At 71.5% G+C, this 14,095-nt stretch carries 12 protein-coding genes and 1 riboswitch; of the genes, 11 read left to right on the plus strand and 1 reads right to left on the minus strand.

The annotated features are described in order from the left end of the window. Positions 1-154 precede the first annotated feature (154 nt). From clsA to AC27L3_RS29225, 10 genes are all read left to right on the plus strand, one after another. Positions 155-745 (plus strand): cardiolipin synthase ClsA, encoded by a 591-nt coding sequence (clsA, locus tag AC27L3_RS29180; RefSeq protein WP_344433289.1) that lies wholly within the window; start codon positions 155-157, stop codon positions 743-745. 97 nt (positions 746-842) lie between these two features. Next, positions 843-3,338: a sugar phosphate nucleotidyltransferase gene (locus AC27L3_RS29185; RefSeq protein WP_487237063.1), complete on the plus strand. Its 2,496-nt coding sequence runs from the start codon at positions 843-845 to the stop codon at positions 3,336-3,338. 90 nt (positions 3,339-3,428) lie between these two features. Further along, positions 3,429-4,319: a DUF881 domain-containing protein gene (locus AC27L3_RS29190; RefSeq protein WP_487237064.1), complete on the plus strand. Its 891-nt coding sequence runs from the start codon at positions 3,429-3,431 to the stop codon at positions 4,317-4,319. Next, positions 4,316-4,648, plus strand: coding sequence for a small basic family protein (locus AC27L3_RS29195; protein WP_071964751.1), 333 nt, complete (start codon positions 4,316-4,318; stop codon positions 4,646-4,648). Before AC27L3_RS29190 ends, AC27L3_RS29195 begins: the two co-directional genes overlap by 4 nt. Before the next feature lie 9 nt (positions 4,649-4,657). Next, positions 4,658-5,563 carry a DUF881 domain-containing protein gene (locus AC27L3_RS29200; protein WP_487237065.1) on the plus strand — a complete coding sequence of 302 codons (906 nt, stop codon included), beginning with the start codon at positions 4,658-4,660 and terminating at the stop codon, positions 5,561-5,563. 130 nt (positions 5,564-5,693) lie between these two features. Continuing rightward, positions 5,694-6,539, plus strand: a complete 846-nt coding sequence (locus AC27L3_RS29205) for an FHA domain-containing protein (RefSeq protein WP_487237066.1) — start codon at positions 5,694-5,696, stop codon at positions 6,537-6,539. 35 nt (positions 6,540-6,574) lie between these two features. Beyond that, a complete protein-coding gene (ftsR, locus tag AC27L3_RS29210) occupies positions 6,575-7,363 on the plus strand; it encodes a transcriptional regulator FtsR (protein WP_487237067.1) in 789 nt (262 codons plus the stop codon). 51 nt (positions 7,364-7,414) lie between these two features. Then, entirely contained in the window at positions 7,415-7,888 is a 474-nt protein-coding gene (locus AC27L3_RS29215) for a bifunctional nuclease family protein (RefSeq protein WP_099198755.1), read from the plus strand. A 177-nt stretch (positions 7,889-8,065) separates the two neighbouring features. Further along, positions 8,066-8,707: a MerR family transcriptional regulator gene (locus AC27L3_RS29220; RefSeq protein ID WP_487237068.1), complete on the plus strand. Its 642-nt coding sequence runs from the start codon at positions 8,066-8,068 to the stop codon at positions 8,705-8,707. Between the two features lie 83 nt (positions 8,708-8,790). Beyond that, positions 8,791-10,173: a DNA polymerase IV gene (locus AC27L3_RS29225; protein ID WP_487237069.1), complete on the plus strand. Its 1,383-nt coding sequence runs from the start codon at positions 8,791-8,793 to the stop codon at positions 10,171-10,173. 127 nt (positions 10,174-10,300) lie between these two features. On the opposite strand, the gene AC27L3_RS29230 is transcribed toward AC27L3_RS29225, so the two are convergent. Continuing rightward, entirely contained in the window at positions 10,301-10,663 is a 363-nt protein-coding gene (locus tag AC27L3_RS29230) for a PRC-barrel domain-containing protein (protein ID WP_487237070.1), read from the minus strand. Between the two features lie 113 nt (positions 10,664-10,776). Continuing rightward, a riboswitch (glycine riboswitch) is annotated at positions 10,777-10,876 on the plus strand. Between the two features lie 188 nt (positions 10,877-11,064). On the opposite strand from AC27L3_RS29230, the gene gcvP reads away from it, so the two are divergent. Beyond that, complete coding sequence (gene gcvP / locus AC27L3_RS29235) at positions 11,065-13,950, plus strand: aminomethyl-transferring glycine dehydrogenase (RefSeq protein WP_487237071.1); 2,886 nt, start codon at positions 11,065-11,067, stop codon at positions 13,948-13,950. Positions 13,951-14,095 lie beyond the last annotated feature (145 nt).

The following is a 14,095-nucleotide window of genomic DNA, read 5'->3' on the forward strand; positions in this document are numbered from 1 at the left end:
GAGAGACGCCCGGTTGGGAACATGGTTCCCAACGGGGCTTCTCTGCGTTTACGGTGCCCGGCCTCTTCCACCCCTCCGTCCGGAGGTCGGACGACTGGGGGTAAAGTCGTGGGACATCACATCGTTGGTACATATCCCCACAGGAGGCCCCCGGGTGGAGGTACAGGAGACGCGCGTGCAGACCGACCGCGTCCTCACCATCCCGAACATCCTCAGCATGGCGCGTCTGGTCGGCGTTCCGCTCTTCCTGTGGCTGATTCTCACGAAGCACGACGGCTGGGCGCTGCTCGTGCTGGCGCTCAGCGGCGTCAGTGACTACCTGGACGGAAAGCTCGCCCGGCGGTGGAACCAGATCAGCAGCCTCGGCCGGCTGCTCGACCCGGCCGCCGACCGGCTCTACGTGCTCTCCACCCTCTTCGGCCTGACATGGCGTGAGATCCTTCCGCTCTGGCTGACCGTGGCGCTGCTGGCGCGGGAAGCGATGCTGCTGGTCATGGTGGGGATCCTCCGGCGTCACGGCTATCCGCCGCCGCAGGTGAACTTCCTGGGCAAGGCGGCGACCTTCAACCTGATGTATGCCTTCCCGTTGCTGCTTCTCAGTGACGGTTCGGGCTGGGTTGCGTCGCTCGCCGCGATTTTCGGATGGGCGTTCGCCGGATGGGGTACAACCCTCTATTGGTGGGCAGGGATCCTCTACGTGGTGCAGGTCCGCCGACTGGTCAGGGCGGACGCCACGGCCGACTGATTGTGCCGCCCCCAGGCGGCCCCTGTCCCGAGCCTTACCAGGCGTGAAGGGCACGAAGTCGGCATGACCGTCGTCTCGCAAGGAGGACGCTTCCGACATGAAGGCCGTCGTGATGGCCGGCGGTGAAGGCACTCGCCTTCGCCCGATGACCTCGAGCATGCCCAAGCCGCTCCTACCGGTGGCCAACCGGCCGATCATGGAGCATGTGCTCCGTCTGCTCAAACGGCACGGGCTGACCGAGACCGTGGTGACCGTGCAGTTCCTCGCCTCGCTGGTGCGCAATTACTTCGGTGACGGCGAGGAACTGGGCATGGAGCTCACCTATGCCAACGAGGAGAAGCCCCTCGGCACGGCGGGCAGCGTCAAGAACGCGGAGGAGGCGCTCAAGGACGACGCCTTCCTCGTCATCTCCGGTGACGCCCTCACCGATTTCGACCTGACGGACCTGATCCGGTTCCACAAGGAAAAGGGCGCGCTGGTGACGGTGTGCCTCACGCGGGTGCCCAATCCGCTGGAGTTCGGCATCACCATTGTCGACGAGGCGGGCCGGGTCGAGCGCTTCCTGGAGAAGCCGACCTGGGGCCAGGTCTTCTCCGACACCGTCAACACCGGCATCTACGTCATGGAGCCGGAGGTCTTCGACTATGTCCAGCCCGATGTCCCGGTGGACTGGTCGGGCGACGTCTTCCCGAAGCTCATGAAGGAGGGCAAGCCCATCTACGGCTATGTCGCCGAGGGCTACTGGGAGGACGTCGGCACGCACGAGAGCTACGTCAAGGCCCAGGCCGACGTGCTCGAAGGAAAGGTCGACGTCGACCTCGACGGCTTCGAGATCTCGCCGGGCGTGTGGGTGGCGGAAGGCGCCGACGTGCATCCGGATGCCGTGCTGCGCGGGCCGCTGTACATCGGTGACTACGCGAAGGTGGAAGCCGGCGCCGAGATTCGCGAGCACACGGTGGTGGGCTCGAATGTCGTGGTGAAGTCGGGGGCCTTCCTGCACAGGGCCGTGGTGCACGACAACGTGTACGTCGGGCAGCAGAGCAATCTGCGCGGCTGCGTCGTCGGAAAGAACACCGACATCATGCGTGCGGCCCGGATCGAGGACGGCGCCGTCATCGGCGACGAGTGCCTCATCGGTGAGGAATCGATTATCCAGGGCAATGTCCGGGTCTATCCCTTCAAGACCATCGAGGCGGGCGCCTTCGTCAACACCTCGGTGATCTGGGAGTCGCGCGGGCAGGCCCATCTTTTCGGCGCCCGCGGCGTCTCCGGCATTCTGAACGTGGAGATCACCCCGGAGGTGGCGGTACGGCTGGCCGGCGCGTACGCCACGACGCTGAAGAAGGGCGCGACCGTCACCACGGCGCGTGACCATTCCCGGGGTGCGCGGGCGCTGAAGCGCGCGGTGATCTCCGCCCTGCAGGCCAGCGCCATCGACGTACGGGACCTGGAGAACGTGCCGTTGCCGGTGGCGCGGCAGCAGACGGCGCGGGGCAGCGCGGGCGGCATCATGATCCGTACCTCGCCGGGCGTCCCGGACTCGGTGGACATCATGTTCCTCGACGAGCGGGGGGCGGACCTCTCGCAGGCCGGCCAGCGCAAGCTGGACCGGGTCTACGCCCGCCAGGAGTACCGCAGGGCCTTCCCCGGGGAGATCGGCGACCTGTCCTTCCCGTCCAGCGTCTACGACTCCTACACCGGTTCGCTGCTGCGGTCGGTCGACACCACCGGGGTCGCCGAGGCGGGCCTGAAGGTGGTCGTGGACGCCTCCAACGGCAGCGCCGGTCTCGTTCTGCCGAGCCTCCTGGGCCGGCTCGGCGTGGACGCGCTGACCATCAATCCCGGTCTGGACGAGGCGCGTCCGACGGAGACCGCGGACGCCCGGCGGTCCGGGCTGGTGCGGCTGGGGGAGATGGTGGCCTCGGCGCGGGCGGCGTTCGGCGTGCGGTTCGACCCGGTGGGCGAGCGGATCTCGCTGGTGGACGAGCGCGGGCGCATCGTGGAGGACGACCGGGCGCTGCTGGTGCTGCTGGACCTGGTCGCCGCCGAGCGGCGCAGCGGCCGGGTCGCGCTGCCGGTGACCACGACCCGTATCGCCGAGCAGGTGGCGGCCTACCACGGCACCCAGGTGGAGTGGACGACGACGTCGCCGGACGACCTGACGAGGGTCGGCCGACAGGAGTCGACCATCTTCGGCGGCGACGGGCGCGGCGGCTTCATCGTGCCGGAGTTCAGCAGTGTCTTCGACGGCACGGCCGCCTTCGTCCGCCTGATCGGCCTGGTGGCCCGGACGCAGCTCACGCTCAGCCAGATAGACGCACGCATCCCGCGGGCGCACGTCCTGCGGCGCGACCTGGCCACGCCGTGGGCCGTCAAGGGCCTGGTGATGCGGCGCGTGGTGGAGGCCGCCGGGGACCGTTCGGTGGACACCACCGACGGTGTGCGGGTGGTGGAGGCGGACGGGCGCTGGATCATGGTGCTGCCCGATCCGGCCGAGGCCGTGACCCACCTGTGGGCGGAGGGCCCGGACGACGCCTCCGCGCAGGCCCTGCTCGACGAGTGGTCGGCGGTGGTGGAGAGCGCCGGGCGCTGACGCCACGGCAACCTTCCGGGCGCCGTCTCCCGGGTTCCTGTCCGGCACGCCGGTGGGGCCATTGGGAGACGGCGCCCCCGACGTGCGACGATGTGCGGCATGTCGCAGCAGCCCCCCGTTCGGAGCACCTCGTCGCCGCCTCCGCGCCCCGACGCCTCCATGTCGCTGCTGACCAATCTGACGGACCACGCCCTGGACGACGGTTACGCCGAGGCGGCGGCCCGCCGGACCGAGGGCGGCACGGGCCTGCCGGGCCGGCTGCGCGCCAGGCTGGGGCTGGCCGCGGCCCTGTTGCTGTCCGCCGCCGTGGTCACGCTGGGGGCGGTCCAGGCGCAGATATCGGCACCGACGCTCGCCAAGGAGCGCGAGCAGCTCATCAACCGCATCCAGAGCGAGACGGCGGCCGCCGACAAGCTCCAGGAGAGCGTGGACGCGCTGCGCGGCTCGGTGGGCAGCACGCAGCGCGAGGCGCTGCGGAAACAGGGTGGGGACCGGGCCGAGTTGGTCTCGCTGCTGGCCGGTGCCACGCCCGTGCAGGGCCCCGGGGTCAAGATCGTGGTCGACGACGCCAAGCAGGCCCGCACCAGTGGGGGCGGGCCGCGGGAGAGCAGCGGGTTCTCCGACACGGGCCGGGTGCGCGACCGTGACATGCAGCGGGTCGTCAACGGGCTGTGGCAGTCCGGGGCGGAGGCCATTGCCATCAACGGCCAGCGGCTGACCTCGTTGTCGGCGATCAGGGCGGCGGGTGACGCCATACTGGTCGACAACAAACCGCTGGCGCCGCCGTACACGGTGCTGGCGGTCGGGGACGGTCAGCGGCTGAGCACCGCTTTCCAGGACAGTGCCGACGGACAGTACCTGCACGTGCTGCAGCAGAACTACGGGGTCCGCGCGAGCATTTCCGCCCAGGACGAGGTCCGGCTGCCGGCCGCCCCGAGTCTGATCGTACGAACCGCAAAGCCAGGGAAGGGCACATCGTGATCGCCGTATTGGGCCTCATCGTGGGAGTCGTGGTCGGACTCGTCGTCCGTCCCGTGGTGCCGACGGCGGTCGAGCCCTACCTGCCCATCGCCGTGGTGGCGGCGCTGGACGCGGTGTTCGGCGGTCTGCGGGCGATGCTCGACGGGATCTTCGACGACAAGGTCTTCGTGGTGTCGTTCCTGTCCAATGTCGTGGTGGCGGCGCTGATCGTGTTCCTGGGCGACAAGCTCGGTGTGGGCGCACAGTTGTCCACCGGCGTCGTGGTCGTCCTCGGCATTCGCATCTTCTCCAACGCCGCCGCCATCCGGCGGCACATCTTCCGGGCGTGAGGCACAGGCATGAGCACTGAGGACACGCCGGACAAGCCGGAGAAGGAAGAAAAGCCCGGCAAGCCGGAAAAGCCGGAAGAGGCCGGGAAGCCGGCGGAGCCGGCCGCGCCGAAGGCGGAGCCCGGACCGGCGGCGGACGCGGAGCCCGAGCCGGAGCCCGTACCGCCCGCGGAAGAGCCCGGACGGCCCGCGCCGTTGACAGGGCGTCAACGGTTGCTGAACGGACTGTGGCCGCCGCGGTTGACGCGGGCCCAGCTGACCGTGGCGCTGCTGCTGTGCGTACTCGGGCTCGGCCTGGCCATCCAGGTGCGCTCCACCAGCGACACCAGTGCCCTGCGCGGGGCCCGGCAGGAGGACCTCGTACGCATCCTGGACGAGCTGGACAACCGCACCAAGCGGCTGGACGACGAGAAGCGGCGCCTGGAGAACCAGAAGGCGCAGCTGGAGAGCAGCTCGAACCAGGCGGCCGAGGCGCGCAAGCAGACCGAGCAGAAGGAGGAGCAGCTCGGGGTGCTGGCGGGCACGGTGTCGGCCGAGGGACCGGGCATCGAACTCACGGTGAGCGACCCCAAGGGCGCCGTGGAGGCCGACAAGCTGCTGGACGCGATCCAGGAGTTGAGGGCGGCCGGCGCCGAGGCGATCCAGATCAACGACGTGCGCATCGTGGCGGACACGTACTTCTCCGGTTCCGCGGGGAAGGTGGAGATCGATGGCAAGAAGGTCTCGCAGCCCTATAAGTTCAAGGTCATCGGCAAGCCCCAGGACCTCGAGCCGGCGCTCAACATCCCTGGTGGTGTGGTGCAGACTCTGGAGAAGGAGCAGGCCGTCGTGACCGTCTCCCGGTCTGAGAAGATCGTTGTGGACGCCTTGCGCCCGGCGAAGCGGCCTGACTACGCTCGGTCGTCATCGCAGTGAGGCGGGCGTTTCGACGGGGCCCGTGGGAGGGGCGGAAGGTTGCGGGGGGTCGGCGCACCGGGCTCGGTGCGCGTGGTGGAAACTGTCTGGTGACCGCGGACGTTGTTCGGATGTCCAGGTCGGACGGTGTGTGCAGCAAGGGTTCGTCCTGCCCCACGGGCGGGTCTGTTTCGGTCAAGGGGAATCGCCCGTGAAGTTGTTTGCGAAGTTGTTCGGCAAGAGCGCACGCCAGGAGGGCGGCACCGCTCGCCATCGCGCGGGGCGTCCCGTGGACGCCGGCGAGGGGACCCAGGAGGGTCGCCCGCTGTTCCGGGACCAGGACGTCCAGGGGGCGCACGGAAGTGACATTCCGGGCGGTCCGGGCGCGTCCTCTGTTGACCCTGCCCAGGCGGGGCGCATAGGTTTCGGGGCACCAGCGACCTCAAGTGCGGGTGGAGGGTTTGCCTTGCCGGTATGTACGAGGTGTGGCCACCGGAACGCCGAGGCCAGCCGGTTCTGCTCCAACTGCGGTGCGCCGCTGCGGCCCGGTGCCGTGGCCGAGCGCGCCTCGGAGACGACCTCGACCATCTCCATCTCCGGTCTGGAGGCGTACGACTCGGAGACCACCGGCCAGACGCCGATCCCGGCCCTCTCGCCCGAGGCCCAGGCCGCGGTCGAGGCGCTGCCGATGGGCTCGGCGCTGCTGGTGGTGCGCCGCGGGCCCAACTCGGGCAGCCGCTTCCTGCTGGACGCCGACGTCACCACCGCCGGCCGTCACCCGCAGAGCGACATCTTCCTCGACGACGTCACCGTTTCCCGCCGGCACGTGGAGTTCCGCCGGCAGCCGGACGGCGGCTTCACCGTCACCGACGTGGGCAGCCTCAACGGCACCTACGTCAACCGTGAGCAGATCGAGTCCGTTCAGCTGTCGAACGGCGACGAGGTGCAGATCGGCAAGTACCGGCTGGTCTTCTTCGGCAGCCAGCGGGGCTACTGACAGCCGGCAGCGGACGACCCGCGAGGGGAAGGGCCATGCTGCGAACACCGTCGGGCGGCACCGGTTCGGCCGGTGCCGCCGGTGCGGAGGGCCGGCTGGTGAGCATCGGCACGGTGCTCAACCTGCTGCGCGAGGAGTTCCCCGAGGTCACCATCTCCAAGATCCGTTTCCTGGAGGCGGAGGGCCTGGTGGAGCCGCAGCGCACCCCCTCGGGCTACCGCAAGTTCAGCACGCAGGACGTGGAGCGCCTCGCCCTCGTCCTGCGCATGCAGCGTGATCACTACCTGCCCCTGAAGGTCATCCGGGAGCACCTGGAGGCCCTGGCCCGCGGCGAGCGGGTCCAGCTGCCCGCCCCGGCCCAGCCGCGCGACGCGCTGGACCTCGCCGGCGATCCGGAGGCCGAGGAGGCCGCCGTCGCCGCCGCGGGGGCCCGGGGCGGCCCCGAGGGCGCTCCGGCCGCCAGGATCGGCCGTGGGGAGCTGCTGGCGGGCGCCGGGGTCACCGAGGCCGAGCTGGTCGAGTGGGAGTCCTACGGGCTGCTGGTGCCCCACCCGGACGGCGGATTCGACGCCGACGCCGTCACCATCGCCAAGCTCGTCGCCGACCTGGGCCGCTACGGACTGGAGCCGAGGCACCTGCGCTCCGTGAAGGCCGCCGCGGACCGCGAGGCGGGCCTGGTCGAACAGGTGGTCGCACCCCTGCGCAGGCACCGCAACCCCCAGACCAGGGCGCACGCCGAGGCCACGGCCCGGGAGCTGGCCGCCCTGTCCGTACGGCTGCACGCCGCCCTCGTACGGGCCGCGCTGCAGCCCAGGAGCCGGTGACGGCGGGTGCCCGACTACCCAAACCTGCCGACCACGGCCTAGGGTTGCTGTGTGAACGAGCTCGATGTCGTGGGTGTCCGGGTGGAAATGCCCTCAAACCAGCCGATCGTGCTCCTGCGGGAAGTGGGTGGCGACCGGTATCTGCCGATCTGGATCGGCCCCGGCGAGGCGACCGCCATCGCCTTCGCCCAGCAGGGCATGGCGCCGGCCCGGCCGCTGACCCATGACCTCTTCAAGGACGTCCTGGAGGCGGTGGGGCAGCAGCTCGCCGAGGTCCGCATCACCGACCTGCGCGAAGGCGTGTTCTACGCGGAGCTGGTCTTCGCCAGCGGGGTGGAGGTCAGCGCCCGGCCGTCCGACGCCATAGCGCTGGCCCTGCGCACCGGAACGCCGATCTACGGCAGCGACGGGGTGCTGGACGACGCGGGGATCGCCATCCCGGACGAGCAGGAGGACGAGGTGGAGAAGTTCCGCGAGTTCCTCGACCAGATCTCGCCCGAGGACTTCGGCAGCAGCAACCAGTAGGCACCGCCGGGGCGCAGCATCTGGGCGGATTGCCGCATTCGAGCAGTTTTCCCGCTGCCCGGACACGTGAAACCACTCTCAAGGTGATTATCACTCGGCGTGCCGAGTGTGGCGATCGTTGACGCACCCCGGGCGACTGCCTACCGTCGAGAAGGCAGGTCAAGGACGGAGGTCGGCGTGAGAAGCACGGGCGACGGTACGGCGGTCGGCGGTCCGTATCCGCTGCGTGGGGGAACGGTCGAACCAGTGCCCCGCTATTCAGCCACGACAGCGGTCACCACGCCGCGGGGGAGCGACACCGGCTCCGGCCCCTCCCACGGCACCGACGACATCGGATACCGCGGGCCCACGGCGTGCGCCGCCGCGGGCATCACCTATCGCCAGCTGGACTACTGGGCGCGCACCGGGCTCGTCGAGCCCAGCGTGCGGCCCGCGTACGGCTCGGGCAGCCAGCGGCTCTACAGCTTCCGGGACGTCGTCGTCCTGAAGATCGTCAAACGGCTGCTGGACACCGGGGTCTCGCTGCAGAACATCCGCACCGCGGTGCAGCATCTGCGGGAGCGCGGCGTGGCCGACCTGGCGCAGGTGACGCTCATGAGCGACGGCGCCACGGTCTACGAGTGCACTTCGCCCGACGAGGTCGTCGACCTCCTCCAGGGCGGCCAGGGCGTCTTCGGCATCGCCGTCGGCGTCGTCTGGCGCGACGTGGAGAACGCGCTGGCCCAGCTGCACGGGGAGCGCGTGGACACCGGCGAGACCCTCGTCGGCCACCACCCCGGCGACGAGCTGGCCCGGCGCCGCAGCAACCGGGCGGGCTGAGCGACCGGGCGGGCTGAGCGACCGGGTGCCACGGGCACCCGGTCCCGGCCCATTGTCAGTGGCATGCGGCAGCATCTACTCCTGTGAGGGGTGCGCCGACGATCCTGCATCTGGACATGGATGCCTTCTACGCCTCGGTGGAGCAGGCATCCAAACCCAGCCTGCGCGGGAAGCCGGTGGTCGTGGGCGGCATCGGGCCGCGCGGCGTCGTCGCCACCGCCTCCTACGAGGCGCGCGTCTTCGGCATCCGCTCCGCCATGGCCACCGCCCAGGCGCGCAGGCTGTGCCCCAACGCCGCCTACCTCACCCCGCGCTTCGGCCTCTACCAGGAGGTCAGCAGGACGGTCATGCGGCTGCTGGGCGAGCTGTCGCCGCTGGTCGAGCCGCTCAGCCTGGACGAGGCGTTCGTCGACCTCGAAGCCGGCGGCACCGAGCCGACGCCGGCGGCGGCACGCCGCGTGGGCGAGCGACTGCGGCGCGACATCCGCGCCGCCACCGGCCTGACCGGCTCCGTCGGGCTCGCCGGCTCCAAGATGCTCGCCAAGATCGCCTCGGAGGAGGCCAAGCCGGACGGGCTCGTGCTCATCGAGCCCGGCACCGAGCTGGAAGTCCTCGGCCCCATGTCGGTGCGGGCCATCCCCGGCGTCGGACCCGCCACTGCCGAAACGTTGCGGCGCGCCGGGATCACCACCGTCGCGGAGACCGCCGAGGCCGGCGAGGCCGAGCTCGTCCGCCTCCTGGGCAAGGCCCACGGCGCCGGCCTGTACGCCCTGGCCACCGGCCACGACGACCGGCCCGTCGTCGCCGAGCGCGACGCGAAGTCGGTGTCCGTGGAGGACACCTTCGCCGAGGACCTCACCGACCGCACCCGCGTCCAGTACGAGCTCGCCCGCCTCGCCGAGCGGTGCGTGCAGCGGCTGCGCGCCGCCGGGCGCTCCGGGCGCACGGTCGTCATCAAGGTCCGCAGCTACGACTTCTCCACGCTGACCCGCTCCGAGACCCTGCGCGGCCCCACGGACGACGTGGCCGTCGTGCGCGAGGCGGCCGCCCGGCTGCTCGACGGGGTCGACACCACGGCGGGCGTGCGCCTGCTGGGCGTCGGCGTCTCCGGGCTCGCCGACTACACCCAGGAGGACCTCTTCGCCCAGGCCGCGAGCGCCACGCGGACGGCGCCGGAGGCGCCCGAGGCCGCTGCGCCGCCCTCACCGACCGAGGCGCCGCCCGCCCCGAGGCGCTGGTCGCCCGGCGTCGACGTGCACCACGCGGAGTACGGCCCCGGCTGGGTCCAGGGCAGCGGTCTGGGCCGCGTCACGGTCCGCTTCGAGACGCCGTGGTCCGGCCCGGGCCGCGTCCGTACGCTCAGCGTGGACGACCCCGATCTGGAACCGTCCGACCCCCTCCCGCTGATCCCTCCCGATCCGGACGCGCCCCCGGCTCCCGAGGCCGGCGGACCGGCGGCTGCGTAGAGCGCCCCGTAGGGGCGCGGGGAACTGCGCGATCAGCCACGACGCGCCCGCAGACGGGGTCCGGAGGCGGTGCGTCGGCTGCGGGCCGCCGGTGGCCGATCGCGCAGTTCCCCGCGTCCCTACGCCTCTACGGGGCGGTCGGTGGGTCGGCATCGGCGGGCCGCGCCGTTTCCGCGCCCGGCAGGGGCAGGCCGTAGTGGCGGTAGAGCTGGAGTTCCTGTTGGGGCGACAGGTGGCGGCCCACGCCGAAGCCGGGGGAGCGGCGGATCAGGGCGCGGTCGAAGGGGACGCGCAGGCCGTCCTCCTCCACCGAGCTCACCTCCAGGGGGACGAACGCGTCGCGGCCGAAGAAGCCCGTGCGCACCGCCGCCCACTCCGGTGCGCCGGTCACGTCGTCGAGGTACACCTCGTCGACGGTGCCGATGCGCGTGCCGGCCCGGTCGAAGGCCCTGCGGCCGATCAGGCTCCTGGGGTCGATGTCGGTCTGCACGGTTCCTCCCTGGCGTTCCGCGGCCCCCAGACCCACGAAAAGCCACAAAGCAGGAACGGGCCACTCGGGAGATCCGCCCGGAAAGGCGCGCTGGTAGGCTGACGATTGGCCGCAGAACCCGTGCGGGAGAGTCCTTCGTCGCGAGCCGGCGGGGGCGCCGAAGGAGCAACTCCTCCCCGGAATCTCTCAGGCACCCGGTACCGCACGGAAGAGGTCACTCTGGAAAGCAGGGCGGGCCCAGGTCAGGCACCACGCCGAAGCCCCTCCTCACCGACGGTGAAAGCCGGTCCGCATGCGCGGCCCGGTGAAGCTCTCAGGTTGAGATGACAGAGGGGGAGGCCGTCCGGGTACCCGCGCCGTGGTACCCCTCGCAGGTCGCAGTGACCAGGAGGCCTCCGCAGATGACAGCCCACCGCAGCTCCCTTTCCGACCTGGAGCGGAGCACCCCCTTCGAGCGCCGGCACATAGGTCCGGACGCCGAGGCCCAGGCCAAGATGCTCGCCCAGGTCGGCTACGGCTCCCTCGACGAGCTGACCGCCGCCGCCGTACCGGAAGTGATCAAGAGCGCCGAGGCGCTCGCGCTGCCCGCCGCCCGCAGCGAGGCGGAGGTGCTCGCGGAGCTGCGCGAGCTCGCCGGGCGCAACCAGGTCCTGGCGCCGATGATCGGCCTGGGGTACCACGGCACGTTCACCCCGCCGGTGATCCTGCGCAACGTCATGGAGAACCCCGCCTGGTACACGGCGTACACGCCGTACCAGCCGGAGATCTCGCAGGGCCGCCTGGAGGCGCTGCTCAACTTCCAGACCGTCGTCGCCGACCTGACGGGGCTGCCGACCTCCGGCGCCTCGCTCCTGGACGAGGGCACGGCCGCCGCCGAGGCCATGTCCCTGTCCCGGCGCGTGGGCAAGGTCAAGAAGGGTGTCTACCTGGTCGACGCCGACACCCTGCCGCAGACGATCGCCGTCATCGAGACCCGCGCCGAGCCCACCGGCGTGGAGGTCGTGGTCGCCGACCTGTCGGCCGGCATTCCCGAGGAGATCGCCGAGCGCGGCGTCTTCGGCGTGCTGCTGCAGTACCCCGGCGCCTCCGGTGCCGTGCGCGACCTGCGCCCGGTCGTCGAGCAGGCCCACGAGCTCGGCGCGATCGTCACCGTCGCGGCCGACCTGCTCGCCCTGACCCTGCTCACCTCGCCCGGCGAGCTCGGTGCCGACATCGCGGTGGGCACCACCCAGCGCTTCGGCGTGCCCATGGGCTTCGGCGGCCCGCACGCCGGCTACATGGCCGTGCGCGACGCCTACGCCCGCAGCCTGCCCGGCCGCCTCGTCGGCGTCTCCGTCGACGCCGACGGCAACAAGGCCTACCGCCTGGCCCTGCAGACCCGCGAGCAGCACATCCGGCGGGAGAAGGCCACCAGCAACATCTGCACCGCCCAGGTGCTGCTCGCGGTGATGGCCGGCATGTACGCGGTCTACCACGGCCCCGAGGGCCTGGCCGCCATCGCCCGCCGCACCCACCGCTACGCCGCGATCCTCGCCGAGGGCCTGCGCGCCGGCGGCGTCGAGCTGGAGCACGGCGCGTACTTCGACACGCTCACCGCGAAGGTGCCCGGCCGGGCCGCGGCCGTCGTCGAGGCCGCCCGCGAGCGCGGCGTCAACCTGCGCCTGACGGACGCCGACCGGGTCGGCATCGCCTGCGACGAGACCACCACCCGCGAGCAGCTCGCCGCCGTGTGGGCCGCGTTCGGCGTCGACGCCGACGTCGAGCAGCTGGACGCGGTCGTGGCCGACGCCCTGCCCGAGGGCCTGCTGCGCACCGACGAGTACCTCGCGCACCCCGTCTTCCACCAGCACCGCTCCGAGACCGCGATGCTGCGCTACCTGCGCCGCCTCGCCGACCGGGACTACGCGCTGGACCGCGGCATGATCCCGCTGGGCTCGTGCACCATGAAGCTGAATGCGACCACCGAGATGGAGCCGGTCACCTGGCCGGAGTTCGGTGCGCTGCACCCCTTCGCGCCGGTCGAGCAGGCCGCGGGCTACCGCACCCTGATCACCGAGCTCGAGGAGCGCCTGGCCGAGGTCACCGGCTACGACAAGGTCTCCCTGCAGCCCAACGCCGGCTCCCAGGGCGAGCTCGCGGGCCTGCTGGCCGTGCGCGCCTACCACCGCGCCAACGGCGACACGCAGCGCACCGTCTGCCTCATCCCGTCCTCCGCGCACGGCACCAACGCCGCCAGCGCCGTGATGGCCGGTATGAAGGTCGTGGTCGTCCGCACCGCCGACGACGGCGAGATCGACGTCGAGGACCTGCGCGCCAAGATCGAGCAGTACCGCGACGAGCTCGCCGTGCTGATGATCACCTACCCGTCCACGCACGGCGTCTTCGAGGAGCACGTCGCCGACATCTGCGCCGCCGTCCACGACGCCGGTGGCCAGGTCTACGTCGACGGCGCCAACCTCAACGCCCTGGTGGGCCTGGCCAAGCCGGGCCGCTTCGGCGGCGACGTCTCGCACCTGAACCTGCACAAGACCTTCTGCATCCCGCACGGCGGCGGCGGTCCCGGCGTCGGCCCGGTGGCGGTGCGCGCCCACCTCGCGCCGTACCTGCCCAACCACCCGCTGCAGCCCACCGCCGGGCCCGAGACCGGCGTGGGGCCGATCTCGGCGGCGCCCTGGGGCTCCGCGGGCATCCTGCCGATCTCCTGGTCCTACGTGCGCCTGATGGGCGGCGAGGGCCTCAAGCGCGCCACCCAGGTCGCGGTGCTGGGTGCCAACTACATCGCCAAGCGCCTGGAGCCGCACTTCCCGGTGCTCTACACCGGCCCGGGCGGTCTGGTCGCCCACGAGTGCATCATCGACCTGCGGCCGCTGACCAAGGCGACCGGTGTGAGCGTCGACGACGTCGCCAAGCGCCTGATCGACTACGGCTTCCACGCGCCGACCATGTCGTTCCCGGTGGCCGGCACGCTGATGATCGAGCCGACCGAGAGCGAGGACCTGGCCGAACTCGACCGGTTCTGCGAGGCGATGATCGCCATCCGCGCCGAGATCGAGAAGGTCGGCTCGGGGGAGTGGGACAAGGACGACAACCCGCTGCGCAACGCCCCCCACACCGCGTCCTGCGTGGCCGGTGCATGGGAGCACCCGTACAGCCGCGAGGAGGCCGTCTTCCCGGCCGGTGTCGTCGCCGCCGACAAGTACTGGCCGCCGGTGCGCCGCATCGACGGTGCCTACGGCGACCGCAACCTGGTGTGCTCCTGCCCGCCGCTGGAGGAGTACGACGGCTGACGGGGCCTACCCCCCGTACGCTTCGGGGCCGGTCCGGCGCAGGTGCGCCGGACCGGCCCCGGTCCTTTTCCCCCGGCCGTCCGCCGCAGGCGGCGGTCACCACGTCCAGGGCCCGGTGCGGGGCGATGATCTGCCCGTCCGGCAG

Source organism: Streptomyces sp. PKA51 (assembly GCF_057552455.1).

Coding starts and splice junctions, on each gene's coding strand:
- AC27L3_RS29185 (WP_487237063.1), top strand. CDS start 843: ATGAAGGCCGTCGTGATGGCCGGCGGTGAAGGCACTCGCCTTCGCCCG.
- gcvP (WP_487237071.1), top strand. CDS start 11,065: ATGACAGCCCACCGCAGCTCCCTTTCCGACCTGGAGCGGAGCACCCCC.
- ftsR (WP_487237067.1), top strand. CDS start 6,575: ATGCTGCGAACACCGTCGGGCGGCACCGGTTCGGCCGGTGCCGCCGGT.
- AC27L3_RS29190 (WP_487237064.1), top strand. CDS start 3,429: ATGTGCGGCATGTCGCAGCAGCCCCCCGTTCGGAGCACCTCGTCGCCG.
- AC27L3_RS29200 (WP_487237065.1), top strand. CDS start 4,658: ATGAGCACTGAGGACACGCCGGACAAGCCGGAGAAGGAAGAAAAGCCC.